Origin of the sequence: Providencia manganoxydans, from assembly GCF_016618195.1 — a bacterium.
GTDB lineage: Bacteria > Pseudomonadota > Gammaproteobacteria > Enterobacterales > Enterobacteriaceae > Providencia > Providencia manganoxydans.
Genome location: NZ_CP067099.1, coordinates 3,175,873 through 3,201,712, shown reverse-complemented (window position 1 = coordinate 3,201,712; position 25,840 = coordinate 3,175,873). Strand labels below are relative to the sequence as shown.

The window sequence follows — 25,840 nt, the reverse complement described above, 5'->3', positions numbered from 1 at the left end:
AAAAAGTCCTACATTAATAATGAATTAACCGTTTTCGTATTTGTAAAGGAGTAACCGATGGACAGAAAAATATTCACGCTAAAGGCGCGTTATCTAGGAAGTGGATTGGGCCTTTTGCTTGCGATAAGTAGTTATACTTACGCAGCGGAAGCGCCGGTTGCTCCACAGATTGATGCAAAAGCTTATGTACTGATGGATTACGATAGCGGCAAAATATTGGCATCAGGGAACCCTGATGAACGTTTAGATCCTGCTAGTTTGACAAAAATGATGACTAGCTATGTTGTGGGACAAGCGATTAAAGCAGGAAAGATCACACCACAAGATATGGTCACGGTTGGCATTGATGCATGGGCTACAGGGAACCCTGTGTTGAAAGGCTCTTCTTTGATGTTTTTAAAGCCAAAAGATCGTGTTTCGGTATTAGATTTAAATAAAGGTATCGTGATCCAATCCGGTAATGATGCCAGCATTGCGCTTGCCGATTATGTAGCAGGTAGCCAAGACACATTTGTCAGTTTGATGAATCAATATGTTAAGCAATTAGGGCTGACAAATACCCACTTTAAAACGGTGCATGGCCTAGATTCTGAGGGGCAATATAGTACCGCGCGTGATATGGCCGTTCTTGCACAAGCGATGATCCGTGATGTGCCTGAAGAATACGCATTGCATAAAGAGAAAGAATTTACTTTTAATAAGATCCGTCAGCCCAATCGCAACCGTTTATTGTGGAGCCAAAACCTAAATGTTGATGGGGTAAAAACGGGGCATACCAGTGGAGCAGGGCATAATTTAGTGGCGTCTGCGACTGATGGGCCAATGCGTTTGATCTCAGTGGTACTTGGGGCGCCAAGTGATAGAGTGCGTTTTTCTGAAAGTGAGAAACTACTTACGTGGGGATTCCGATTCTTTGAAACGGTTACGCCAATTAAAGCAGATCAGACATTACAGACGCAACGTGTGTGGTTTGGTGATAAATCCGAGGTAGCACTTGGTGTTGAAAAAGATGCAGCGATCACCATTCCAAAAGGGCAGTTACAGAACCTGAAAGTCAGCTATACATTAACGGATCCATCGATTGAAGCACCATTAGCGAAAAACCAAGCGGTGGGCACGGTGAACTTTATCTTAAATGATCAAGTTGTTGAGCAACGTCCTTTAGTGGTTAAAGAGGCAGTTGAAGAAGCCGGGTTCTTTGGCCGAGTATGGGATTATATCGTTAAAACACTGAGCGGCTGGTGGAATGCAATATTTGGTTAATTTTAAATAATTAATAATTAATATTGACTAGTCCTGATATAGGTTGACAACTTTTCAGGTATAAAATGCTCGATGAACCTCATCGGGCGTTTTATAGTTTAATGATAAATGAGGTCGCCTTTCATTATAAATCTGTATTGATTCTTCAACCAACCTCCTAGCCTGTTCTAAATTTCTCGGCTTTATTAACAAATATTCCATTTTTAATATCCCATTGACTCGCTCTGCTAATGCATTTTGATAACAGTCATAGCCATCCGTCATAGAACATTGAATATTATGTTTTTTATGGATTTCCTGATATTCCGACGAACAGTATTGTAAGCCTCGATCTGAATGATGGATCAAGGTCGTGGTTGAACTTCGTTTTTTTAATGCTTGTACAAATGATTTCTTGACGGCTTTTGTTTTCATATTGTCATCAAGATGATAACCCACTATTTTTCGCGAATAAGCATCGGTGATCAGACTTAAATAAGTATCTCCTTCGTGTGTGGATAAATACGTAATATCAGCAACCCACAGTTGCTCCGGTTGTGAAGGGATAAACCCTGATTTAATTAAATTTGGATGTCGATGAAATCGATGATGACTCAATGTTGTTCGATGATATGACCGCTTATTAGGCACTAATAAGCGATGTTCTCTCAACAAAGAAAATAATCGGTCACGACCAATAATTAATTGTTTTTGTTTCAAAAGAAAGTGTAATTTTCTCACCCCAAGCCTAGGGTGAACTGTTCGCTCAGATTTCACAGCACAAACAATAATTGCATCTAATTTTTTCCGCTTATCAGACGTATCTTGACGTTTGTAATAGGCTTGCCGAGTGATTTTCATAAAACGACAAGCTTTGGTTACGGTGAGTTTTTCAACCGTTTTTTCCTTAATAACTCGGCTTTGCGCTTTTTTGAGAGGCGAACTCCAAAATCCCTATCCATCACTTTGACAACCGCCTCAAAAAAATCAGCTTTGAGCTGCATCTCCTCAAGCTCTTTTTCAAGGGCTTTAATGCGTTGTTCAGGTGTTTGTTGCTCCGAGGTTTGGTTCATAGCAGCACCTTTATAAAGAGTATTGGGCGTACCTTCCGACCAATCTAATCTACCATGCTTACGTAACCAAACCAAAACAGTTGAACGCCCCTGTATGCCATATCGATATTGAGCTTGTTTATAGGTGAGCTCGCCTTTTTCTACTTGGTCAACAACCGCCAGTTTAAAGGCAAGAGAATAATCACGTTGAGTTCGTTTACCTATTGGTTTCATTACACTCTCCAATTTTAGATTGGAAAAGTGTCAACTTTATTTAGGACCGGTCATATTTAATATATAAGGCGCCTACATGACGCCTTTTCTATATACTAGTCATACTTCAAGTTGCAGTGCTTTTCGTTAATATATGTTGACTACGCTCATTCGCACTAGTCACCTACTTATGTAGGTTCCCAGCGACTCATTCACTTGTCGCCTAACTGCATCTCGAATTATTTAGAGTATATATTAATTAAAAAACCAGTTGAAAAAGAGTTATATTTAACAGACAAACTTCAATTGAAATGTTTTTAAATTAACTCATAATCTAGTTATTCATTCGATAGTGAATTATTGTATTTTTCATATTCAATGATTTAAATAAATTATAGCGAATGGATTCACTTTAATTATATTAAAAAGGAATAATAATTATGGCTAAGCTAGATATAAACTCAGCTTTTGGTAGAAATAAAGTTCAAGGTGGAAATGCAGCTAATAGCGGTGCTAATTACAACCGTATTAAAGGGGGCAATGCATTTGACTCCGGTATTGGCGATGGAACAGTGAGTGGTGGGAATGCTAATAATAATAATATTAATCAAGGTAATATTTTTGGGGGGGGAGCTGATAATAAAGGAGATAATAGAGGGTATGTTCAAGGAGGCGGAGGGATTAACAATGGTTTGAATCAAGATGATGTTTTAGGAGGAAGTGCATCTAATGGCGAGGGTTATTTCAACCAATGTTATATCACTGGTGGTGTTGCGATTAGGGGGCTTCAAAAAGGCATGGCAGAATATGTAAAAAACGAAGCGATATTTGAGTTATCAATGTCAGAATTTGTTGAATTACAGTCTGAATATGAGAGCCTGAAACAAGAGAATGAACGCTTAATTCAAGAAGAAGAAAAAAACAGAGCAACAATAGAAAATAATAAAAAAACGATAGCAGAGCTTAGTGTTCAACTCGATAAGAAGCACAAAGAGATTACTGAGTTAAATGAAATAATCTTAAAGCAAAGGGATGTGATTGCTGAAAATAATGCTATTTCAGATTCAAATAAAAAAGCGATTAAAGAGCTAAAATCATTGGTAGGAACACAGAAAAAAGAAATTGATGGTTTAAAGGATAGTTTAACTAAATCAACAGAATCGTATAATTTAAAAAATAAAGAGCTTAAAGATGCTAAGGTTGAGTTGACATTCTATAAAAATAAATTAAGTAAAGCGGAAAAAGAAAGCTCAGAAAAAATTAATGAATTTAAAAAAATGATTGCTGATGCACAGAAGGTAGTCAAAACGCTTAGAAAAGAGTGTGATGAAGCCAAAGAATCAAATACTAATTTAACTGCTGATATTAATGCGAAACAAAAAGAATTGAATGAGAAAACATCAACTCTGAATGGTTTGAGAAAAATAAACAAAGAATTAAATGTAAAAATTGATACGCTAAATGTTAAGTATGATTCTCTCAGTGTTAAATTTGACAGTTATAAAGCTAAATATGATTCATTATTTATGAATATAACAAGAGTGGTTAATGAGGCCGATGATAGAAGTGATTCTACTCTATCTAACTTAGCTGAAAGTATGAGCAGCATGCTCAGCGTATCTCCTGGAATTTCATACATGGAAATTGTAAAAGAGGGCATTAACCATATTGCTAATTTCACTCTAATTGATAAAAATATTGTTTAATTTTACGCTAAGTAAAAAGCCAGAATTATTCTGGCTTTTTACTATGTTAGATTATTAGGTTTTTAATTACAAGGGTAATGAACCATTATGAGTAATAATATGGAATATAAAGATTATGGTCACAATCGTGTTTTAGGTGGTAATGCAGTTAATCAAGGATATAATTACGGTAATATTATTTCTGGAAATGCAATAGATTCAGGAACCGGCTATGGAACAGTTATTGCCGGTGATGCGATTAATCAAGGTATAAATTATCATATGATAAAAGGTACAGATATTCGTAATGAAGGGGATAATCTGAGAGAAATAATGTGTCTTGCTGTTATAAATAAAGATTATCAGAATAATTTACTAACAATGAAAAATGGATTAAATACAAAAGGTACATTGGATTTTAATAGGAAGTATTTAATGATAGAGAGAGGGTAAATTATGAAATAGAGGCATTATTCTATTACTTAACTGAAAATAAAAAACAAATCATTTAATTTAACTTTTTAATAAATAGAAATGAAAGTTAGCAAGGAAGTAAATGAAATATATTTAGGATTTATACATGACATTATCTCAATGACTAATGAATCTATTATAAATAATAAAAAAGAAATGGAAAAGATAAAAATGAAAGATTCTATACAAGGTGAGAATGCTATTGATATGGATAGTGGTTTTTCTGAAATTAAAATTAAATATAAAAGGCTTGATGAAGAGTATAAAAAACTATTAAGCGATGAAAAAAATAAAATAAAATTAGTTGAAAAAAACTTTCATGAAGATGGGATGGGAACAAACGAACTAAAAAAATATTCATTTGATTATCAAAAAATTGGTAATCATGAAAATAATATGCTAATTAATCTTGCGGGAATACACGCTGACTTTATTGAATCAAGCCCTATCTATAATAAAATAACCAGAATAGAAAGCCATGGTGGAAAAGCACAAAATAGTGGCATGAATTATGGTATAATACAAGGTGGAAATGCATATAAAATCATAAAGAATATTATTAATATAAATGTATTTATCAGTTGTTTTGATTTTTCTATTTCAATGTTTGATGGATTGGTATCGATGATCAGCGGTATGATTGGGCAACGTGAAACGGCTTTTGGTGATCAAACGGCTAACAGTGTTTACGAATTAAATAAGATGTTTATCATTGGGCAAAATCATTCGGAACATCTATTAAAGTAGCAGAAAGAGGCCAATAACAGTCATTGGCCTCTTTAGGTTTACTCGCAGTGTGCTAATTTAATCGCTAAGCCACCTTGTGAAGTTTCACGGTATTTTGCATTAATATCTTTACCGGTTTCATACATGGTTTCGATCACTTTATCTAAGCAAACACGTGGATCACTGACACGACGTAGCGCCATTCTTGCGGCATTAACCGCTTTAACCGAAGCGATTGCATTACGTTCAATACAAGGAACTTGTACTTGACCACCTACAGGGTCACACGTTAAACCGAGGTTATGTTCCATTGCGATTTCAGCTGCCACACAAACTTGCTCAGGGCTACCACCCATCAATTCAGCTAGGCCCGCAGCAGCCATTGAACAAGCGACACCGACTTCACCTTGGCAGCCAACTTCAGCCCCCGAAATCGATGCATTCATTTTATATAATGAACCAATCACACCAGAAACTAAGAAATAGCGAGTGTAAGAGTTTTCATTAACAGGGCGAATAAATTTGTCATAATAAGCGAGTACCGCTGGAATAATGCCACAGGCGCCATTAGTTGGGGCTGTGACGACACGACCTCCCGCAGCATTTTCTTCATTCACTGCTAATGCGAACATATTGATCCAATCAATTACTGCCATTGGGTCGGTATTGGTGTTATCGCTAGTAACGAGTTGACGACGTAGCGCAGCTGCACGACGTGGTACACGTAGTGGGCCGGGTAATAGCCCTTCTGTCGTGACGCCACGCTCAATACCTGCTTTCATTACATTCCATATATCGGAAAGGTATTGATGAATTTCTTCTTTACTGTGTAGCGCTAACTCATTTTGCATCACCAGAGCTGAAAGTGATAACCCTGTTTCCTTGCAATGCTTTTGTAAGTCGGCTGCGTATTTATATGGATAAGGGACTTGTACAGATTGCTCATCAGATTGGCCAAAATGCTCTTCATCGACAATGAAGCCACCACCAATAGAATAATAGGTTTTTTTATAAATGCTTTTGTCTGCATTATAAGCAGTAATGGTCATACCATTTTCATGTAAAGGCAAATTGGTGGAATGAAAATTCATACCGCCTTCAGCTGGGAAATCAACTTCATGTTGGCCTTGAGCGAGTAGTAATTTACCACTTAGTTCAACATGACGAATAAAGTTGGGAATAGCATCAATATCAACAGTATCCGGCAAGTTACCTGCAAGACCCATAATAATTGCGATATCCGTCGCATGTCCTTTACCAGTCAATGATAAAGAACCATACACATCGACAGTAACACGGGTGGTTGAGGTGAGTAGGTCTTGTTGGATCAAGTCTTCAACGAATTGCTTACCTGCTTTCATTGGTCCTACGGTGTGGGAACTTGATGGGCCGATACCGATTTTGAAGATATCAAATACGCTAATCATATTCAGCGCTTCCTATATAGTAACAGTGTCTTAATTTTTAAGGCATGCTATGCCGTGTGCTCCGGCATCGTTTTTGAGGAGGGGAGGTATGACCGCCGGAGTGGTCACACCTTCCTATAAGGCTGATTAGAAGAACAGCTTGTATATTGCAGCAGAGATAGCGACTAATCCCATGATAACAATAAACACATTGCTGATTTTACCTGAGTACTTACGCATTGCCGGGACTTTACTGATAGCATACATTGGCATCAAGAACAGTAAGATAGCAATGACTGGGCCACCGAGGCTTTCAATGATATCCAGTACACCAGGGTTCAATGTAGCAACTAACCAAGTAGTCACTAACATAAAGATAGCAGTACCACGATTTAATTTGCGAACATCAATAGTTTTACCTTTTGCGCGATAAGCACGTTCAACTAAGCCATTGAAACCTTCACGAGCACCTAAATAGTGGCCAAGGAATGATTTAATTATAGCAACGAAAGCAATAATTGCGGCTGCAAACTTAATAAATGGCTGGTCAAAGTAACCAGATAGATAGTCAAGGATACTGATATTTTGTGCTTTTGCTTGAGCAAGATCAGCTGAAGACAGTGTAAATACACAGCTGAACACAAAGAACATGACAGTGAACACCATGAGGATATGTGCAGATGCTAAGATACGAGAACATTTTTGCTCGGCTTGATCGCCATATTCTTCACGTTTAGCAACAGAAAAAGCTGAAATAATAGGTGAGTGGTTAAATGCAAAAACCATTACTGGAATTGTTAGCCAAATGGTGACCCAAATGCTTTGACCGCCGCTGTGCTTAGCTGCTTCAGCGATGCCTTCCATGGTTAAGGTATCGAGTACCGCGCCATTCCAATGAGGGATCATATACAGAGAGAAAGCGAGTAGTACTGCAATGAATGGGAACACCAACATACTCATCACTTTGACAATATATTTTTCACCAAAAGAAACAATTGTCATGATCCCGCCAACCAGCACCAATGCTAATAACCAGCGTGGTGGAGCAGTAAAGCCCATCAGTTCAGTTAGGAATTTATGCACGTTATTGGTGATAGATACACCATAAACTAACAGAATTGGATAGATAGCGAAGAAATAAAGTAGGGTGATCCAGTTACCTGCGGTACGGCCAAAATGTTCTTCTACGACTTCAGTGATATCACCTTCTGGTTTTGAGCCAGAAAGCACGAATCGAGTCAGCCCACGGTGGGCAAAAAAGGTCATCGGGAACGCTAAGACCAACATCAGTAGAACTGGCAGTAATCCACTCATACCTGCGTTGATAGGTAAAAACAGTACACCAGCGCCGATAGCTGTACCGTATAAGCCCAGCATCCATACTGTGTCAGTTTTACGCCAAGCGCGAGCATCCCTAGTTTGCGAGGCTGTTTTATCGATGGAACCAACTCGAGTTGTATCCATAATAGTCTCCGAAATAAAAGTCAAAAAATAGGCACCCCGTGAAGGTAAAAACCTCACTGGTGTTTTAATCTTTTGGTACGAACAAATAATCGCCAAATATAATGTGCAGTCTTTTGTATCTACGTAACAATCTGATTGGAAATAAATATAAAATTGAGAGTAGATTTATTTTCAATCAGTTTTGCTAATTTTATATGTAAATTTGATAAACCGATTTTGAGGGTGCAAATGTACATATTTTTAGTAGAAATCACCGTGATCATACTCTCAAAAGAGAAAAATGTCCTAAATATTGCTATTTATCGATTTTTATAAAAATGTTAAAAAATTTACCTTAAGGTAAATGGAAATAGTGTTATTTATCCTGATAGAAAATAGACAGTCATAAGGAGTTATATGTTTATCTATATTTAAAGAGGGCAATGTTACTATGTTAATGAAGTGATGCTATTAAAAATAAATATAGTTAAAATAAATTAATTTTAAAAAGAATTACTGAATAAAAATGCAGGGCATAGTTTTATTGTTTGTTTTATGTTGTTGATTTTTAATTATATTTTTTCGTTTTTGGCAGTGATTCATCGGGTGATTAGTTATCATTTTTTTAGTTTTTTTATTGGAAATACATTAATGAATAATAAAGTTCATTAAACTAAAAACTAATACTTATTTCGCGAAGAAAAAAATAATTAAAAAACGTTACAAAAAATTTGTTAATTTACTGTTATTTATTTTTCGGAAAAAGTTCTTTTTTGTTCATTTTACGAATAAAAAAATAAAACAAAATGTTGATTCAACGCAAAGTTCAGAGCTGGATTAAAAATCACCAGCTCTGAATTATTGAATAATTACGCTTGAAGCCAACCTTTACGTATAAGGGAGGAGAATATGAGGTGATATAAGCGAGTCAAAGGTGCTTGGATTTTATAACCTACAATTGCCCAAAGGATTTGGCTTAATCCGCAAGCAATCATACCTAAAATAAATGCACCAGCCATGTCGAGTGGCCAGTGAACACCCAGATAAATACGGGACCAAGCAATAGCAATTGCGGGAACTAACATTAGCAAACCAACCCAAGTTCTTAGCCAGAACAAGAATGCAAATACAAAGGTGAAGACGATGGTGCCATGATTGCTTGGGAAAGAAGAAGTTGCATTATGATCAAGGAAATTAGTGCCAATACCGACCACAAAAGGGCGATCATGAGGTGCAATTAAACCGACTAGCCATGAAATAGCAAGGCCGATCACTAACGCATAAGCCGTTTTACAGACAAATGCTCTTTGGCGCTCCATATCTGGTTTTGCGCCCCAAAACCAGCAGGCAACAGTAAATAGTGGAAAGAGTAAGATCAGGCGTTTAGCTATGATTGTGGCAAATGCAATGGTGCCACTTGCAGACTCAGGGGTTGCATTGATCAGGTTAAACAAATCCAGATTGAATTGTTCCAGCACGGTAATGTACCTCGGAAAATGGGTGAAAATTAAGACTTAAAGCGAGAGAGTAGAGTTTCTCACATAACAGGTAAAGTCCCTTTGTCCTAAATACTCGTTATACTTCAAGTTACAACGTTTTACAGTGAGTGATAGTGACCGCGTCTGTTCGCAGCAGCCCTGTACTCATGTATGTGCTTGCTGCCTGAACTTTAGGCTGTCTAGCTGCACCCTGAAGTATTTAGAGTATAAAGGGGCGAATTTACTTTTTGTTAATGATTTACTCAATAGATAATTAACAAAAATATTTAGGTTTTTTAAGGAGTGCTTATGTGGATCCAAAAAGAAATAAGGTTAACAGCAAAAGAAAGAGGCTTCCATTTGATTACTGATGAAATCTTACATCACTTACCTGAGCTCAAGCAGATCAAGATAGGGCTATTGAATCTATTTATTCAACACACATCAGCCTCACTTACCATCAATGAAAATGCGGACTATACGGTGAGGCAAGATTTTGAAAGTTTTTTTAATCATGCGATCCCTGAGAACGAACTTTATTACCAACACAATTATGAAGGGAGTGACGACATGCCTGCACATTTGAAAAGCAGTATTTTAGGCGCGAGTTTAGTACTTCCTATAACAAACGGTCGATTAAATTTGGGGACTTGGCAGGGAATTTACCTTTGTGAGCATCGTAATTATGGTGGTGAGCGTAGGTTAGTCATCACTTTGCAAGGTGAGTGATACTCAGTTGAGTTTGTATAGGCAACAAAAAACCCGATAGCGATAAAACATATAGTTGGCTATCGGGCTCCTCAATATGGGGACATCAAAGAAAAGCAGTGGCATAAATTAAGACCCCTCTTATATAAGAAAGTTCGCAAGTAGGAAAAAAAAGTTGCATTATTTTTTACTTTAGGTAGGAAGTAGCACGAATTGAACAAATTAAGCGGCTCAACATGAAAAGATGAGCCGCGATGTATTGCTTATTTATACAGATCGAGGTGCTCTTTCGCGTAAGCTTCGAAATCAGTACAGCCACCGATATGTTTTTCATCAATGAAAATTTGTGGAACGGTTTGGACTTCTTTGCCAACGGTCTTTGACAGATCTTCTTTGGTTAAGCCTTCAGCGTGGATATCTACATAACGATAGTCGAAATCATCACGTTCATTTTTGAGTTTTTCAGCGAGTTCTTTAGCGCGAACACAGTATGGGCAGCCAGGGCGACCAAAAATTACAGTGTACATAGTATCTCCTATATAACAAATTCTCGTATTTTATTCACAATGCCCACTACTATGCCTATAACGGCTCAGAAATAAAAGATGATTTTTCCTTTTGTTGGTATCGGTCTGGTTTATAATCTTAAAAAAGATTATCCGATCTAAATAATTCGAGGTGCATCTAGGCGACCTGCGGAGCAAACAGTAAGCACATACATGAGTACAGGGCTGCTGCGAACAGACGCGGTCGCTATCGCTCACTGTAAAAGGTTGCAATTTGAAGTATCGTGAGTAAATGTTGAATAAAAGGATATACCATGAGTAACAAGCCTCAGCGGCAAATGCGTTCACTATCAGACTTACCGAAGCCTATTTTGATTTTAGAAGGGATTGGTATTGCGCTGTTGATTGTGGTGCTTTTAGCCATGAATAGTTATCTAGAGCTACCAGAACCTTTGATGCAAAAAGGGGCTCTGATTGCGATTGTGATGGTTGGTATTGGCTGTTTGATCCCAGCCACAATTAATATTGTTTGGCGAGCGATCCATGGATTAAGTTTTTTAGGTATCGACAATGAAAAAACAGCTAGGCCGGGTAGAAAGCAAAAACCTAGTGATAATGATAAAAAGGATGAAAAGGGGGAGTGAACATGGTTTTACTGGTGTTTTCACAGTCAATGTGTGAAAATTGCCCACTTTTCTAACTCATCTTAAAAGTGTTAGTTAGAACAGGTTCATTTTTACTGGTTATCATTTTGAGTTGAAGAAGGTTATAACCCATGGATACTATTTGTTACCCTGACATTTCACAATTACGTGAATGGCTAGATCAACTCAAAACATCCTATTTCGAGTGTGATTCTTGTGCTGCACTGCATTTACCTCATATGCAAAATATTGATGGTATCTTTGATGCAAAACTAGACATCATCAATAATGTGTTAGTCCTTTCTGCATTAGCAGAGCTAAAACCGACAGCGATCATCACCTTAGTTGCTAACATTAGCCAAATTAACGCGAGTTCATTGACTGCAAAAGTTTTCCTTGAGATCAATAATGAAAATTTGCCTAAATTAATTGTTAGCCAATCATTTTCACTTGAAGCAGGGATGACCTATCGCCAATTTAGTCATTTTTTACAGCAAGCTGAAGAACAAATATCCTCAATAGTGTTTGAAATCTATAGTAATAATTTACTTTATTCAAACCAAGATGAGTTTGAGGAAGAAATGACCGATCCTGAAGTTGATGATAATCCTTCTATAATTATTCATTAGTTTTTAAATTATGTATTGTGAAAAATATCAGGTGGGAGAATGCCATTCTTGCCAGTGGCTTGAGTTTTCGGTAGAACAACAACTTCAACTAAAACAAGAAAATTTGTCTGCGTTATTGCCTTCGTTATCTGCTTCAGTGTTTCACCCTGCGGTTGCTAGCCCACAGCAAGGGTTTCGTAACAAAGCCAAAATGGTGGTAAGTGGTAGTGTTGAGAAGCCTATATTCGGGATCATAAATTCTTCTGGCCAACCAGTTAGTTTGACTGAATGTCCGTTATACACATCGGGCTTTTTAGCTGTATTTGATGTATTGAAACCGTTTATTGCTCGCGCAGGTTTAACACCCTATAACATTGAACGTCAGCGCGGCGAATTAAAATACTTGTTATTGACTCAAAGCCAGCACACAGGGCAATTTATGCTGCGCTTTGTATTGCGTTCAGAAAAGAAAGTTGAACAGTTGAAAAACGCGTTGCCTTGGCTACAACAGCAACTTCCACAGTTAGTTGTTGTCACCGCTAATATACAACCCGTTCATATGGCTATTTTAGAGGGTGAGCAAGAGATCTTTTTCACTGCACAGCAAACGTTGCGTGAAGAATTTAACCAAGTTCCGTTATTTATACGGCCTAAGAGCTTTTTCCAAACCAATCCGATAGTAGCTGCAAAGCTTTATCAAACGGCTCGAGAATGGGTAAGGGCTTTAAATATTACCAGTCTATGGGATTTATTCTGTGGCGTTGGGGGGTTTGGCCTACATTGTGCGGAGACACATACTAAACTGACAGGGATTGAAATTAGTGCTCCTGCGATTGCCAGTGCGACACAGTCGGCTAGCGAGCTGGGACTACAGAATGTGGAGTTCCAAGCTTTAGATTCTACAAAGTTTGCAACCAATAAAGGCGATATCCCTCAGTTAGTGTTAGTCAATCCACCACGACGTGGTATTGGTGAAAGTTTATGTGAATATCTTTCAACGATGCAGCCTGACTATATTTTATATTCGAGCTGTAATGCACAAACGATGGCGAAAGATATTGAGCGATTAGCGGGATATCAGGTTGTGAAGGTACAATTGTTTGATATGTTTCCGCATACTGCTCATTATGAAGTATTAACTCTACTAATGAGAGATGGTTAGTAAAAATAAAGTCACTAATTAAATCTAAGTGACTTTATTTAATAATGATCAAATCAGATAATTTTATTTTTGGGGTTTTTATCAATAATAAATTTTCTTGTTATTTCTATTTTTCTTACGCCGTCTTTATCTATTAAGAAATTACTGTTTTTCTTATTGATGATTTTCTTTAATAACTCAAAAAAATCAGATTTATTTTTTGTGATAAATACACCTTTATTGGGGTCGAAAAGTTCAAATGTCGTTTTATTACAGTTGGTTAATGGTTTTACTGTAATGGCCATAGCATGATTTTTATCACATAGGTCACATGCAAATACTTGATTTTTTAAAATGTATTTCTCTATCATTTTTTTTAATGTATCCAATGAAACTATATCATTATTAGGCATTGAAACATAAAGATTAATAGGACTATTATCATAGGATACACCTTCCAAATTATTATTGAATTCAGTTTTTCTGATTATTTCATGAGAAAAATATTGTCCTATAAAATAAAAGAAAAGTTCTATTTTGCTTACTAATAAATATTTCTTTTTAGAGCTAAAACAATGAGAACTTATTTTTTCGGATAGTATTGAAAAGTTATCGTGGTAATTTTTTGTTGTAGATATATTGCTAATATTAGATTTAATGTATCTGTTGACTTTTTTAATCAATATTTTTATTTCATGAAAGTAAGGTGTTAATATTTTTTTTGATTTAGAGAGGTTTTTGATATTTTCATCAATAATTCTATCGATATAGTTATTGATACCTTCATTTTTATTGATAGGAGGGTATTTGAATTGATGTATAGCATTCCTTATATCAATCGAAATATCTTGATTAAATTGTGCCCTAAATATTTTATGAAATAATTGGTTAAGATGTGCATTATGATAAGAGATGAATTTTTTCTGCTGATAACTAGCGGGGTAAGAGAATCTACAGGAGGGAGCAACAAGGTTTAATATACTTATAATCTCTTGAATAAAATGAATTTCTTTGTTCTTATAAACATTAACAAGGAATCGATCAGTTAGCCCATAACATAGCCCTCCATCGGTATAATTAATATTTTCTATACCAATAATTTTTTTTGTAAATTCATTGGAGGGGGTTTTATGAAAGTATTCTATTAATTGATATTGATTAAATTTTATTGAGTAGTTTATTTTTTTGTTTGGCATAATTAAACCTTATTTGTTAAAGATATATAGGCTTAACTATAAAGCAGAATCCTTCTTCATCTTGTAGATTTCACGTAACTTATGTACATGAATTATTTAATGATATATGTTTGGATCTATAATAAAAAGACTTGTTAATACAAGCCGCAGACTGTTGACAAACATATCATGTTTGTCAACAGTCGTTCGGGGTTTTGAAATAAACAAGGAAAATCAATTTATTGATTTTTGGCTGATAACACGGAGCGGGAAAAACCACGTTTTTATCCCGCTTCGTCAGCAACCTCAGGCTTGTTAATACAAGCCTTTTAAATGATGCAGGTTCAAATTTAATTTCTATGCTCAAAAGCCAGTGCTTTGCGTTCGATAAGTCGCATAATAATGGTTAAGATTGCGTTGACCACAAGGTAAATGATACCTGCGGCAACAAACGCCATTACATCCCAAGTTTGGCCAAAGACTTGGCTGCTGTAACCCATAATATCCATCATGGTTATCGTACTGGCGAGCGAAGTACTTTTGAAAATTAATACGACTTCATTTGAGTAAGATGACAAAGAGCGCTTAAATGCGTAAGGCAAAATAATTCGCATTGTTTGTGCTTTAGACATCCCTAGTGCTTGGCATGATTGCCATTGTCCTGAAGGGATCGCTTTTACTGCCCCATGGAAGAGTAACGTTGAGTAAGCAGCACTATTAAGCGCTAGAGCGATCATCGCGCACACCCAAGGCGTTGAGATAAAGTCCCACAGCATGGGGTAATTCTGCAAAGATTTAAACTGGCTTGGTCCATTATAAATTAAGAAGAATTGAACCAGTAGTGGGGTGCCTGTGAACAACGTGATATACACTTTGACCGCTTGTGAAATAACCGGTGTTTTGAGTGACAATATTAGTGTAAACAAGATGGCTAATATAAAAGCGACAAGCAATGCACTAAAGGTCAAAGACAGGCTAGTTGGTAAACCAGGTAGTACCTTTAAAATCAAATCAATCATTGCGATCCACCTCGCTCAAAACGGGTTGTACGCAATTCAATTCGTTTCAGAATAACTTGGCTTAATAAAGTAATGGCAAGATAGATTAGCCCAACGATGGCATACCATGTAAAAGGCTCATGAGTACGATTAACAATGGTTTTTGTTTGTAACATCAAATCATTTACGCTAATTAAAGAAACCAGTGCGGTATCTTTTAATAGTACCAGCCATTGGTTCCCTAAACCGGGTAGGGCATGGCGCCACATTTGCGGCATAATAAAACGAAAGAAAATCGTTCGTTTAGTTAGACCAAGTGCGAAACCGGCTTCCCATTGACCATAAGGAACGGCTTTCAATGCACCGCGTAATGTTTGTGAGGCATACGATGCATACAGCAGGGCTAATGCCACTACACCACAGGCAAATGGGGTAAAATCAAACTGTCCACTTTCTGCAAAGAAAATACTGGGATCAATTTGTAAGGTGGTTTGCCAAAAACCTAAATTAATATCGATGCCATCGCCTAATAGATTGATCAGCTGTAATGTCCCAAAGTAGACAAATAAGACAACCAGCAGTTCTGGCAACCCGCGAATTAATGTCACCCAACAAGTACCTAAGAAGGCGATGGGTTTAAAACGAACGGATTCCCATGCGGTAAATAGCATCGCGAGGAGCAGGCCCAATATTAGAGCAGAAACAGCAAGGCCGACGGTTAAACCGGCGGCACTTGTTAGAAAAAGAAAATTGTTCATTAACTATATCGATTATTGTTCAAACCATTTTTTGTAGATAACGTCGTAAGTGCCATCAGCTTTAACTTCAGCTAATGCTTTATTCATTTTATCTAACAACTCTTTATTGCCTTTACGAACAGCAATACCTAAACCGATGCCAAAGTATTGTGGGTCAGTCACTTTCTCACCAACAGGTGCTAGGTTTTCGTTGCCTTTCGCTTTTAACCACTCATCAGCAACTGCGGTATCACCAAAAACAGCGTCGATACGGCCATTTTGCAGATCTAAGATTGCTGATTGGTAGTTATCATAAGGTACGGTTGTCATACCTTTGTGCTGTTCCATGATGTATTTTTGGTGAGTAGTCCCATTTTGCACGCCAATTTTTTTATCTTTTAGCTGATCGACTGAAGAGATTTTTTCTTTAATGGCAATAAATTCAGCTGAATTAGGATAATAAGTATCAGTAAAATCCACTTGTTTTTGACGATCTGGCGTAATATCAATACCTGCCATCAACGCTTCAAAGCGGCGGAATTTTAGACTAGGGATCAAACTATCGAACGATTGATGAGTGAATGTGCAAGTTGCATCCATTTTTGCACAAATTGCATTTGCAAGATCGACATCAAAACCAACGATTTGGTTGTTTTTATCAAACATCTCAAATGGGGCATAAGTTGCTTCTGTTGCAAAACGAATGGTTTCTTTTTCCGCGGCAGATGCAGATAGGGTTACAGCGCCAAGTAGTGCAGCTAATATAATTTTTTTCATTGCTTAATCCTATATCTATTAGTGTGACAGATAGTTTGCAAATGCTTCAGTTTGAGGTGCTGTGAAATGGCTAGCATCCCCTTGTTCTACGATATGACCGTTTTCCATGTACACCACACGGCTAGCGGCTTTACGAGCTATCTCTACTTCGTGGGTTACAATCACTTGTGTAATACCCGTCGCGGATAGTTCACGAATAATATCAACAACTTGTGCAGTAATTTCAGGGTCTAATGCGGCTGTAGGCTCGTCAAACAGTAGCACTTGTGGCTCCATCATTAATGCACGAGCGATTGCGACACGCTGTTGCTGACCACCCGATAAATGCAAAGGGAAACGCGTGGCAAACTGAGTTAGCCGTAAACGCTCTAACAACTTTTCCGCCTTTGCTTTTGCTTCTTGACGTGACAATTTTAAGACGCGACATGGTGCTTCAATCAAATTATCGATGACCGTTAAATGTGGCCATAGATTGTATTGTTGAAAAACCATTCCTACGTTTTGACGTAATGCTCGGATTGCCTTGGCATCTGGGGTAGAGGCAAAATCAAATTGCTGACCCGCAATGTTAAGTAATCCTGAACGTGGCATTTCTAGCAGATTCAGTACACGAAGCAATGAACTTTTTCCTGCTCCGCTAGGCCCAAGTAATACCATGGTTTCACCAGCAGGACAGGTTAGATTAATATCAAAAAGTGCCTGATGGGAGCCATAGAAACAGTTTATATTTTTTAATTGAATGCTCATGCTTACCAATAATACCTTGTTAAACTGACTCCGATATTAATCCCGTAAGCATATTTATGCAATAATAGATGCATAAAAATTTGTTTTTTCGCCTACTGTATCTTGAATGATCCAGAGTATAAAACCTGACTATTCAGCAGGTAATTGTTCTGCCTTTGTCTGGCTAGCGAGTTGCTTATCTCGTTCAAAAGCCAGTTCGCTAATACGTCTCGCCATCCCTTTAAAAATAAATAAGTGCGCAGGCATCATAGCGAACCAATAAAGCAAACCACTGAAACCAGCAGGATGCCACCACGCTCGCACATCAATTGAACGTCGGCTACCACTATCATGGATGGTAAAAGTAAGGCGGCCTAATCCAGGTGCCTTCATACCAAATAATAAACTAAGTTGTTTATTTGGTTCGATATTAATGACCCGCCAACCATCAATCTCATCGCCGAGTTGTAATTCTTCGCGGTTGGGTCGGCCATATTTGACCTTATTTAGCATCATGTCATCCATGATAGCGCGTGTTTTCCAAAGTGCATTCGCATAAAAATAACCATCTTTACCGCCAATTTGCTGAACAGTGTGCCATAAAGATGCTGTGCTTGCTGATGTCCCTAACGTAAAACCAGCTTGCTTCGGATAGAAGCCATACCCTGGGCGCCAGCGCTTTCTTACTTCAGGATCATAGCCCCAATCGGCATTATCAATGGCATCGGCTTCTTGAGCTAATGTGGTTTTAACAGCATCATCGAATGAAATCAGGGTTTGAGGGATCAATTCGCGCAGCGCTTTATCATCAGCAGGGAGGTCATGCTGTAAGCCTTGGATCAGCTCTTTGGCGATTGACGGCGGAACGGAGGTGATCAAACTGATAAAATGCACTGAGATCATACTGATTGGAATAGGAATTGGTATCAGTAATCGACGCTTGCCACTGACTTTAATAAAACGTTTAAATAACTCTTGGTAGCTCATGTATTCAGGGCCACCCGCATCAAAAATGCGACTTTCAGTGACAGGGAGCTTGGCGAGCTCAGTCAGGTAAAACAGGATATTACTCAGAGCAATAGGGGATGATTTTGAACGAACCCAACGTGGCGGTGTTAAGATAGCCAAGTTGTATACCATGTCACGCATAATTTCAAAGGCAGCAGAACCTGAACCAACAATGATTGCTGAACGAATTTCCGTAACAGGGGCTTTGCTTTCACGCAAAATCTCACCTGTTAATCGACGTGAAATCAGATGTTGTGAATAACTGTGGCCATGCTGAAGTGAACTTAGATAAATAACATGTTTAACATTGGAATTGTCGATAGCTTGTTGAACATGACGAGCCGCTGTACGTTCACGCTCAATCAAGTTTGCTTGATCGGCCATGCTATGAACAAGGAAGTAGACAATATCAATGTCTTCCATGGTATCTTTTAGCGTTTCTGGATCTTGTAAGTCAACATAAATACACCGCGTATCTTGCCAACCTTGTGACAGCATCCAATCTACCCGTCTGGCTGCTGCGGTCACTTGATGACCCTGCTTGATTAATTCAGGGATTAAGTTTTGTCCAATATAGCCGCTAGCACCTAATACTAAGATACGCTGTTGTTCATTCATGTCTATTTCCTGTTTTTACGCTCACCTATCGCTATTGTGACTGAAATTCTACTTATGTAAAGCGCTGTTAAATATCATCATTTTAAGACTTATTATCGATTTATCGCGATTGTGAATAACTACGTAAAGAAGGCCATCAAAATTGGTGTGATTAAACTAAGCACGAAGCCATGAACAATTGCCGCGGGTACGATGGAAACGCCGCCACTGCGTTGTAATACAGGCAACGTGAAATCCATAGAGGTAGATCCGCAAATCCCTAATGCCGTAGAACGATAACGGTTAATAATTAAAGGGATCAACATAATGGCCGCTAATTCACGTGCGAGATCATTAAAAAATGCTGCACTGCCCATCACTGGCCCATAAGCATCGGTTAATACAATACCGGTTAAGGAGTACCAACCAAAACCCGAAGCAAGCGCTAACCCCATTTTTACGGGGATCCCTAACAGGAAAGCGGCGATTGCTCCCCCAACTAGTGCGCTAGCTCCCATCACTAATGCAATCGTAGTACCTCGTCGGTTAACTAAAATTTGCTTAAGGCTCATGCCGCTGTTGCGTAACTGAATGCCAACCAACAATAGCAACAACATCAAGGCTATTTGGCTACCTTTATCCGCATAATGAAGGAATTTAAACCCAGTCAAACCCACGAAGAAGCCAATAAGGAGCACCCCACAAAGTTGTAATGATTCGAGAACCATTTTAATGCGTGAAGGGGGTTTTTCTTGTTTATGTTTTGGAATTTTCCAAGGATCGAACTTATCCAAGAGCAACAATGAAATAAGATTAAGTGAAAATATGCATACAAAGAATGTTAATGCATAAATTAAAATTGAAAATAAATGTGCACTTAAGTTTTCAAGTAATGCGAGGGTGATCCCCATTAAAAATAGAATGATATACACCATTGAGTTTAAGGCGCGATGTACAACATCTAGGATCTTTTTATTTTTGATGGAGATAAGATAACCTAGCGTTAACGGTAGTAAAATAATGAGTAATCCTGAATACATTTTGCATCCTTTAACTTATCCCATTAACAAGGGGTTATTACACTCACTACATTTCAAGTTGTAGTACCGCTAATGTCGTGCGCTAGCTACAGCTCGAATGATTTGGAGTATAAATTATTAGAATAATTTCTTTCGTTACTATTTTGATATCAATTATTGTTTGACATCAATTATTGAATCGCATTAATTACGATGTCGTTTTTTTCGCTGTCTATCGATAAAAAATAGGATAAAAAAACTAAAAAATAAAGTTTAACTATTTTATAACACTAAGAATGGATGCTCAATATGGTTGGCTATGTTGAGGTAAATATATTTAATTTTTGTTCGCTCTTATAGTCATGTAAGCAGTTAATAAGGTAAGCTTTCAAAATAGATCATAGCAAGGAGAGGGTGTATGTATCTGGAACGTGTGGAAATATACGGTTTTAGAGGGATTAACCGGCTCTCATTAGCGCTAAATAAGAACACGGTTTTAGTGGGAGAAAATTCATGGGGAAAGTCGAGCCTTTTGGATGCACTGACTATTCTACTTTCGCCTGAGCAAGAAAATTATCAATTTAATCAACATGATTTTCATCATCCAATGGGGGATGATGCTTCTCGATTTCGCTCATTACAAATCGTGCTTAAATTTTGTGAGGATCGTCCCGGTCGCCATCGCTCGTATCGTTTTCGTAACCTCACTTCTGTTTGGGTCGACAATGATGACGATTTAAAGCATATTTTTTATCGTGTGAGTGCCGAAATGAAAGAAGATGGCACGATCAGCGTGGATCGCAACTTTTTGAATGCAGGTGGTAATAAGTTATCGCTAGATAATGTGGGGAAATATATTAAAGAAATTATCCGCCTTTACCCCGTTATTCGACTGCGCGATGCACGTTTTCTTAATACCTTAAACCCTGAAACCTTGGTTGCTGGCGACAAAGAGATCCGCGATGTATTTAATTCACGTATGGAAGATTTGACGCGTGCACTGATCAATAACCCACAGCGATTGAGTGATGATGAACTGGTTGAAGGGATTGATGCGATGCAACAATTGCTTAGCCATTATTTTGCGGGGCAAAGCACTCATATATTTCAAGAACATCGCTCTACAATTAAGCAGGAACCACGGCGAAGAGGCTGGCAGGCACTCGATAATATTAGTCGCATTGTCGCTAAACCGAATGAACGTAATATCCGTTTAATTATATTAGGTATGTTTTCTTCTTTGTTACAATCAAAAGGTAACATACAACTGGATAAATATGCTCGCCCATTAGTGATCGTTGAAGATCCTGAGACACGTTTGCACCCGATTATGTTGTCAATTGCATGGGGGCTATTGAATTTGTTTTCTTTACAACGCCTCACAACCACAAACTCAGGTGAATTGCTATCTCAGGTTCCTATTGAAAATCTATGCCGTTTAGTTCGAGACTCAGGAAAGGTATCAGCTTATCGATTAGGCAAAAATGATTTATCGCCAGAAGAAGTGCGCAAAATTTCTTTTCATATACGTTTTAATCGGCCCTCAGCGCTGTTTGCTCGTTGTTGGTTACTGGTTGAAGGTGAAACAGAGATTTGGTTGATGAATGAGTTAGCTCGTCAATGTAATTATTACTTTGAGACTGAAGGAATTAAAGTCATTGAGTTTGCTCAAAGTGGTCTTAAGCCTTTATTAAAGTTCGCTAACAAAATGGGGATAGAATGGCATACGCTGGTTGATGGCGACGAAGCGGGTAAAAAATATGCAGCAACGGCACTCAGTTATGCAGAAAAAATGCATGATACAGAAAGAGACCGCTTAACGCGTTTGCCCGCACCTGATATGGAGCACTTTTTGTATCGAGAAGGCTTTAGCCATCTTTATCATGAAATCGCAGGGATCCCTGACAATGCAAAGGTTTCGACGCGTAGAGTGATTATTAAAGCGATTTCTAAAACATCAAAACCTGATCTTGCTATTGCCACCGTCAATCGAGCGGCGGAATTAGGGCCTGATTCTATACCATCACAGTTAAAAAGTATGTTCTCACGAGTGGCGTGGTTAGCGAGAGGAAAAGCTTATTAAGAGGATATATCCAGTTGTTAGAATATCAATATTTTAGAGAGAGGGCAGCCTCTCTCTTTGATCATATAGGTACAAAATGAAAACACATTCACGAAAAAAGTGGCTAGTCTCTATACTGGTTATTTTTCTGGCGCTTGGTGCTGCGTTGTTTTTTTTCGGTGGTGAAAAAAAAGAGGTTTACCAAACAGTTGCTGTAACACGTGGTGACTTAGACAAGCAAGTACAAGCGACAGGTAAACTGGATGCAGTACGTAAGGTTGATGTAGGGGCACAAGTTAGCGGTCAATTGCAGACTCTATATGTGAAAGAAGGTGACAAAGTTAAAAGAGGTGATTTGTTGGCAGTGATTGATCCTCAGAAGGCACAAAACGACGTCACTGAAGCCCAAGAAACCATCCATGAATTAGAATCAAATTTGGCATTATCCAAATCAGAGTTACGTCTGGCTGAAGTGACCTACCAGCGCCAATTAAGCTTATCCAAATTACAAGCTGTTTCTAAACAGGAGTTGGATCAAGCGCAAACAGATGTGGAAGTTAAAAAAGCGCGGGTTGCAACGTACCAAGCGCAAATTAAACGTAATCAAGCGACATTAGATACGGCGAAAACCAATCTAAAGTATACACAGATTACAGCGCCGATGGACGGTATTGTCACCTTTATTAAAACATTACAGGGGCAAACTGTGATTGCAGCTCAGGAAGCGCCAACGATTTTAACCTTAGCTGATATGAATACTATGTTAGTTAAAGCGGAGGTTTCAGAGGCGGATGTGATCTATTTAGAACCAGGGCAAGCGGCATCATTCACGGTTTTAGGTGCGCCTGATAAACGGTTTACCGGCGTTCTTAAAGATATATTGCCTACTCCCGAAAAAATTAATGATGCCATTTTTTACTATGCTAGCTTTGAAGTACCGAACCCACAGCATTTGCTGAAATTACAAATGACAGCACAAATCAAGATTGATCTAGAATCGCATAAAAATGTCCTTCTTTTACCACTGTCTGCATTGGGGGATGAAGTCTCTCCACAAGTTTATGAGGTGGAGGTACTTAATGGTGAAAAAGTTGAAAAACGCCAAGTTAAGATAAATAGCCGTAATGACGTTCAAGTCGAAGTGGTTGAAGGGCTTAAAGAGGGTGAGCAGGTCGTCACCGGTCGTATTACGGAGAGCTAATATGTCCGCTTTACTAGAGCTTAAAGGTATTACTCGACGTTATCCTGCGGGTGAAAGCGAAATCACCGTTCTGAAAGAGGTATCGCTTACCATAAATGCAGGGGAAATGGTGGCGATTATCGGTGCATCCGGTTCAGGTAAATCCACGTTGATGAACATCATTGGGTGTTTAGATAAGCCGAGTGAGGGAGAGTATTTTGTTGCACAACAAAATATTTCACAGCTGGATGATGATCAACTTGCTGAATTACGTCGCGAACACTTTGGCTTTATTTTTCAACGTTATCATCTGTTGAGTCATTTAACCGCTGAGCAAAATGTGGAAGTACCTGCTGTTTACGCAGGTGCTGGTAAAGCACAACGTCGTCAAAGAGCAATTGAACTACTTAGTCAACTTGGCTTAGGTGAACGTGTTGAATATCGGCCAAGTCAACTATCAGGTGGTCAGCAACAGCGGGTGAGTATCGCACGTGCTTTGATGAATGGTGGGCAAGTGATCCTTGCCGATGAGCCGACGGGGGCACTGGATAGCCACTCGGGTGAAGAAGTGATGAAAATCCTTAAAGACCTGTGCGCTCAAGGTCATACCGTGATTATCGTGACACATGACCCTAAAGTTGCCCAACAGGCGGAGCGTATTATTGAAATCAAAGACGGCGAAATACTCAGTGATTCAGGTACGGTTGCAGCTATTAAACCAACGCCTATACAAAAAAATACCCCTCGACGGATTTCGCTAGGCCAAGTTTATGGGCGGTTTAGTGAAGCTTTATTAATGGCATGGCGGGCGATGGTTGTAAATAAAATGCGCACGTTACTCACCATGTTAGGCATTATTATTGGTATTGCTTCTGTTGTTTCGATCATGGTTATTGGTGATGCAGCGCAAGGAATGGTGCTCAACAATATTAAAGCTATCGGCACAAATACCATTTCTGTTTACCCCGGTGAAGATTTTGGCAGTGATGACGCACAAAATCGGCAATCATTAAAAAGTGAGGATGTGGAGGCGCTTGCCCAACAACCTTATGTTGAGGCAGTTTCAGGCCAACTCTCTAAATCCACACGATTACGTCGCGGGAATTTAGACGCTTCTGCGCAATTATTAGGTGTTGGACGCGACTATTTTAAGGTATATGCAGAAAATTTCTCCGAAGGAATGAGTTTCACACCAGATATGGTCGAACGTCGGGCTCAAGTCGTGGTAATTGATGCAAATACGAAGCGGCGTTTTTTCCCTCATCAAAAAAATGTGGTTGGTGAAACATTATTGATAGGCAATATGCCAGCAACCGTCATTGGGGTACTGGCTGAGCAGAAATCTATTTTTGGCTCAACGAATTCTTTATCTGTTTGGTTACCTGATACGACGGTGAACAGCAAAATTTTAAACCGCCCTTATCTTGATAACATTATTGTGAGAGTCAAAGAGGGAGTGGATGCCAAAATTGCGGAACAGCAAATTACCCGTTTATTAACATTACGTCATGGTAAGAAAGATATTTTTACCTATAACATCGATACATTAGTCAAAACAGCAGAAAAAACGACGAGCACTATGCAGCTTTTTTTGACGCTAGTGGCGGTGATTTCATTGGTTGTAGGGGGAATTGGTGTGATGAATATCATGTTAGTCTCTGTGACGGAAAGGACACGCGAAATTGGTATTCGTATGGCAGTTGGTGCCCGCACTAGCGATGTTATGCAGCAATTTTTAATCGAAGCGATATTAGTTTGTCTGATTGGTGGATTAATGGGAATTGCGCTGTCTTATGGTATCAGTGTGATAGCTCAAATGGCGCTGCCTGGTTGGACATTTGCTTTTCAGCCAATTGCATTGATTAGTGCATTTATTTGTTCAACAGCAATTGGCGTGATCTTTGGGTTTTTACCTGCTCGCAGCGCTGCGAGATTGAACCCCATTGATGCGCTAGCAAGAGAATAATAAATTGACATCACTCCTTAACAAATTTCTGTCGAGGAGTGATTTCATTACAGCTCCTCACCCCTAAATTCTGATCAAATTGATAACCTATATACTCATTTCATGTTGAATTAATTGGATTATTTCTATGGTAAAAATTGTGGTTTCAGAGTAAATGCAACAAAAATAGGCCTTGATTAACGCTATAATGAAGGGTTTATAGTTTGTCCTGTGTTAAATGTTAATATTATTAGTAATGCAATGATTGACATGGTAAATAATGGTAATAG

At 38.3% G+C, this 25,840-nt stretch carries 23 protein-coding genes; 11 read left to right on the top strand and 12 right to left on the bottom strand.

Annotated elements, in window-relative coordinates; all coding sequences use genetic code 11:
* Positions 1–57: 57 nt before the first annotated feature.
* Positions 58–1,263, top strand: a complete 1,206-nt coding sequence (locus JI723_RS14485) for a serine hydrolase (RefSeq protein ID WP_337979532.1) — start codon at positions 58–60, stop codon at positions 1,261–1,263.
* Between the two features lie 54 nt (positions 1,264–1,317).
* Here JI723_RS14485 and JI723_RS14480 read toward each other — a convergent pair.
* Positions 1,318–2,528 (bottom strand): IS3 family transposase gene (locus JI723_RS14480; RefSeq protein WP_319069321.1). Its coding sequence is split into 2 segments (ribosomal slippage): positions 1,318–2,180 and positions 2,180–2,528, totalling 1,212 coding nucleotides; the frame shifts between segments, so codons are not numbered across the junction.
* Between the two features lie 419 nt (positions 2,529–2,947).
* Here JI723_RS14480 and JI723_RS14475 point away from each other — a divergent pair.
* The 3 genes from JI723_RS14475 to JI723_RS14465 all read left to right on the top strand — a co-directional run bounded on the left by JI723_RS14475 (position 2,948) and on the right by JI723_RS14465 (position 5,413).
* Entirely contained in the window at positions 2,948–4,213 is a 1,266-nt protein-coding gene (locus JI723_RS14475; RefSeq protein ID WP_272581027.1) for a hypothetical protein, read from the top strand.
* Between the two features lie 99 nt (positions 4,214–4,312).
* A complete protein-coding gene (locus tag JI723_RS14470; protein WP_319067771.1) occupies positions 4,313–4,645 on the top strand; it encodes a hypothetical protein in 333 nt (110 codons plus the stop codon).
* Between the two features lie 81 nt (positions 4,646–4,726).
* Entirely contained in the window at positions 4,727–5,413 is a 687-nt protein-coding gene (locus JI723_RS14465) for a hypothetical protein (RefSeq protein WP_272581025.1), read from the top strand.
* A 38-nt stretch (positions 5,414–5,451) separates the two neighbouring features.
* On the opposite strand, the gene JI723_RS14460 is transcribed toward JI723_RS14465, so the two are convergent.
* The 3 genes from JI723_RS14460 to ybjG all read right to left on the bottom strand — a co-directional run bounded on the left by JI723_RS14460 (position 5,452) and on the right by ybjG (position 9,719).
* Entirely contained in the window at positions 5,452–6,819 is a 1,368-nt protein-coding gene (locus tag JI723_RS14460) for an L-serine ammonia-lyase (protein WP_272581024.1), read from the bottom strand.
* Between the two features lie 126 nt (positions 6,820–6,945).
* The gene (locus JI723_RS14455; protein ID WP_070924935.1) at positions 6,946–8,262 is read right to left on the bottom strand and encodes a serine/threonine transporter; all 1,317 of its coding nucleotides are present in this window, start codon (positions 8,260–8,262) and stop codon (positions 6,946–6,948) included.
* An 848-nt stretch (positions 8,263–9,110) separates the two neighbouring features.
* Complete coding sequence (ybjG, locus tag JI723_RS14450; RefSeq protein WP_070924934.1) at positions 9,111–9,719, bottom strand: undecaprenyl-diphosphate phosphatase; 609 nt, start codon at positions 9,717–9,719, stop codon at positions 9,111–9,113.
* Between the two features lie 309 nt (positions 9,720–10,028).
* On the opposite strand from ybjG, the gene JI723_RS14445 reads away from it, so the two are divergent.
* Positions 10,029–10,448 (top strand): secondary thiamine-phosphate synthase enzyme YjbQ, encoded by a 420-nt coding sequence (locus tag JI723_RS14445; RefSeq protein ID WP_272581023.1) that lies wholly within the window; start codon positions 10,029–10,031, stop codon positions 10,446–10,448.
* Between the two features lie 242 nt (positions 10,449–10,690).
* Here JI723_RS14445 and JI723_RS14440 read toward each other — a convergent pair whose 3' ends face one another.
* Positions 10,691–10,954 carry a GrxA family glutaredoxin gene (locus JI723_RS14440; RefSeq protein ID WP_070924932.1) on the bottom strand — a complete coding sequence of 88 codons (264 nt, stop codon included), beginning with the start codon at positions 10,952–10,954 and terminating at the stop codon, positions 10,691–10,693.
* Between the two features lie 293 nt (positions 10,955–11,247).
* Between JI723_RS14440 and JI723_RS14435 the strand changes: the two genes are divergently transcribed.
* The 3 genes from JI723_RS14435 to rlmC all read left to right on the top strand — a co-directional run bounded on the left by JI723_RS14435 (position 11,248) and on the right by rlmC (position 13,347).
* Positions 11,248–11,577 carry a YbjC family protein gene (locus tag JI723_RS14435; protein WP_272581022.1) on the top strand — a complete coding sequence of 110 codons (330 nt, stop codon included), beginning with the start codon at positions 11,248–11,250 and terminating at the stop codon, positions 11,575–11,577.
* A 131-nt stretch (positions 11,578–11,708) separates the two neighbouring features.
* Positions 11,709–12,206, top strand: a complete 498-nt coding sequence (locus tag JI723_RS14430; RefSeq protein ID WP_070924930.1) for a YbjN domain-containing protein — start codon at positions 11,709–11,711, stop codon at positions 12,204–12,206.
* Between the two features lie 10 nt (positions 12,207–12,216).
* Entirely contained in the window at positions 12,217–13,347 is a 1,131-nt protein-coding gene (rlmC, locus tag JI723_RS14425) for a 23S rRNA (uracil(747)-C(5))-methyltransferase RlmC (protein ID WP_140180535.1), read from the top strand.
* A gap of 53 nt (positions 13,348–13,400) precedes the next feature.
* Here rlmC and JI723_RS14420 read toward each other — a convergent pair whose 3' ends face one another.
* From JI723_RS14420 to JI723_RS14390, 7 genes are all read right to left on the bottom strand, one after another.
* Entirely contained in the window at positions 13,401–14,522 is a 1,122-nt protein-coding gene (locus tag JI723_RS14420) for a hypothetical protein (protein ID WP_272581021.1), read from the bottom strand.
* 329 nt (positions 14,523–14,851) lie between these two features.
* Entirely contained in the window at positions 14,852–15,520 is a 669-nt protein-coding gene (artM, locus tag JI723_RS14415) for an arginine ABC transporter permease ArtM (protein ID WP_337979531.1), read from the bottom strand.
* Entirely contained in the window at positions 15,517–16,257 is a 741-nt protein-coding gene (gene artQ / locus JI723_RS14410; protein WP_272581019.1) for an arginine ABC transporter permease ArtQ, read from the bottom strand. The genes artM and artQ overlap by 4 nt, the downstream gene beginning before the upstream one ends.
* A gap of 12 nt (positions 16,258–16,269) precedes the next feature.
* Positions 16,270–17,013 (bottom strand): arginine ABC transporter substrate-binding protein, encoded by a 744-nt coding sequence (gene artJ / locus JI723_RS14405; RefSeq protein WP_070924926.1) that lies wholly within the window; start codon positions 17,011–17,013, stop codon positions 16,270–16,272.
* Positions 17,014–17,031: 18 nt separating this feature from the next.
* Positions 17,032–17,760: an arginine ABC transporter ATP-binding protein ArtP gene (gene artP / locus JI723_RS14400; protein WP_070924925.1), complete on the bottom strand. Its 729-nt coding sequence runs from the start codon at positions 17,758–17,760 to the stop codon at positions 17,032–17,034.
* A 129-nt stretch (positions 17,761–17,889) separates the two neighbouring features.
* Complete coding sequence (locus JI723_RS14395; RefSeq protein WP_140180530.1) at positions 17,890–19,365, bottom strand: DUF2867 domain-containing protein; 1,476 nt, start codon at positions 19,363–19,365, stop codon at positions 17,890–17,892.
* Positions 19,366–19,484: 119 nt separating this feature from the next.
* A complete protein-coding gene (locus JI723_RS14390; protein ID WP_070924924.1) occupies positions 19,485–20,384 on the bottom strand; it encodes a LysO family transporter in 900 nt (299 codons plus the stop codon).
* A gap of 397 nt (positions 20,385–20,781) precedes the next feature.
* On the opposite strand from JI723_RS14390, the gene JI723_RS14385 reads away from it, so the two are divergent.
* The 3 genes from JI723_RS14385 to macB all read left to right on the top strand — a co-directional run bounded on the left by JI723_RS14385 (position 20,782) and on the right by macB (position 25,571).
* The gene (locus tag JI723_RS14385) at positions 20,782–22,446 is read left to right on the top strand and encodes a DUF2813 domain-containing protein (protein WP_272581018.1); all 1,665 of its coding nucleotides are present in this window, start codon (positions 20,782–20,784) and stop codon (positions 22,444–22,446) included.
* Between the two features lie 76 nt (positions 22,447–22,522).
* Positions 22,523–23,626 (top strand): macrolide transporter subunit MacA, encoded by a 1,104-nt coding sequence (macA, locus tag JI723_RS14380; protein WP_070924922.1) that lies wholly within the window; start codon positions 22,523–22,525, stop codon positions 23,624–23,626.
* Position 23,627: 1 nt separating this feature from the next.
* Positions 23,628–25,571, top strand: coding sequence for a macrolide ABC transporter ATP-binding protein/permease MacB (gene macB, locus JI723_RS14375; RefSeq protein WP_140180528.1), 1,944 nt, complete (start codon positions 23,628–23,630; stop codon positions 25,569–25,571).
* The last annotated feature ends 269 nt before the right edge of the window (positions 25,572–25,840 follow it).

Excerpts from the sequence above, each read along its gene's own strand:
- JI723_RS14485 (WP_337979532.1), top strand. The coding sequence starts at position 58 with ATGGACAGAAAAATATTCACGCTAAAGGCGCGTTATCTAGGAAGTGGA.
- JI723_RS14475 (WP_272581027.1), top strand. The coding sequence starts at position 2,948 with ATGGCTAAGCTAGATATAAACTCAGCTTTTGGTAGAAATAAAGTTCAA.
- JI723_RS14470 (WP_319067771.1), top strand. The coding sequence starts at position 4,313 with ATGGAATATAAAGATTATGGTCACAATCGTGTTTTAGGTGGTAATGCA.
- JI723_RS14465 (WP_272581025.1), top strand. The coding sequence starts at position 4,727 with ATGAAAGTTAGCAAGGAAGTAAATGAAATATATTTAGGATTTATACAT.
- JI723_RS14460 (WP_272581024.1), bottom strand. The coding sequence starts at position 6,819 with ATGATTAGCGTATTTGATATCTTCAAAATCGGTATCGGCCCATCAAGT.
- JI723_RS14455 (WP_070924935.1), bottom strand. The coding sequence starts at position 8,262 with ATGGATACAACTCGAGTTGGTTCCATCGATAAAACAGCCTCGCAAACT.
- JI723_RS14445 (WP_272581023.1), top strand. The coding sequence starts at position 10,029 with ATGTGGATCCAAAAAGAAATAAGGTTAACAGCAAAAGAAAGAGGCTTC.
- JI723_RS14440 (WP_070924932.1), bottom strand. The coding sequence starts at position 10,954 with ATGTACACTGTAATTTTTGGTCGCCCTGGCTGCCCATACTGTGTTCGC.
- JI723_RS14435 (WP_272581022.1), top strand. The coding sequence starts at position 11,248 with ATGAGTAACAAGCCTCAGCGGCAAATGCGTTCACTATCAGACTTACCG.
- JI723_RS14430 (WP_070924930.1), top strand. The coding sequence starts at position 11,709 with ATGGATACTATTTGTTACCCTGACATTTCACAATTACGTGAATGGCTA.
- rlmC (WP_140180535.1), top strand. The coding sequence starts at position 12,217 with ATGTATTGTGAAAAATATCAGGTGGGAGAATGCCATTCTTGCCAGTGG.
- JI723_RS14420 (WP_272581021.1), bottom strand. The coding sequence starts at position 14,522 with ATGCCAAACAAAAAAATAAACTACTCAATAAAATTTAATCAATATCAA.
- artM (WP_337979531.1), bottom strand. The coding sequence starts at position 15,520 with ATGATTGATTTGATTTTAAAGGTACTACCTGGTTTACCAACTAGCCTG.
- artQ (WP_272581019.1), bottom strand. The coding sequence starts at position 16,257 with ATGAACAATTTTCTTTTTCTAACAAGTGCCGCCGGTTTAACCGTCGGC.
- artJ (WP_070924926.1), bottom strand. The coding sequence starts at position 17,013 with ATGAAAAAAATTATATTAGCTGCACTACTTGGCGCTGTAACCCTATCT.
- artP (WP_070924925.1), bottom strand. The coding sequence starts at position 17,760 with ATGAGCATTCAATTAAAAAATATAAACTGTTTCTATGGCTCCCATCAG.
- JI723_RS14395 (WP_140180530.1), bottom strand. The coding sequence starts at position 19,365 with ATGAATGAACAACAGCGTATCTTAGTATTAGGTGCTAGCGGCTATATT.
- JI723_RS14390 (WP_070924924.1), bottom strand. The coding sequence starts at position 20,384 with ATGTATTCAGGATTACTCATTATTTTACTACCGTTAACGCTAGGTTAT.
- JI723_RS14385 (WP_272581018.1), top strand. The coding sequence starts at position 20,782 with ATGTATCTGGAACGTGTGGAAATATACGGTTTTAGAGGGATTAACCGG.
- macA (WP_070924922.1), top strand. The coding sequence starts at position 22,523 with ATGAAAACACATTCACGAAAAAAGTGGCTAGTCTCTATACTGGTTATT.
- macB (WP_140180528.1), top strand. The coding sequence starts at position 23,628 with ATGTCCGCTTTACTAGAGCTTAAAGGTATTACTCGACGTTATCCTGCG.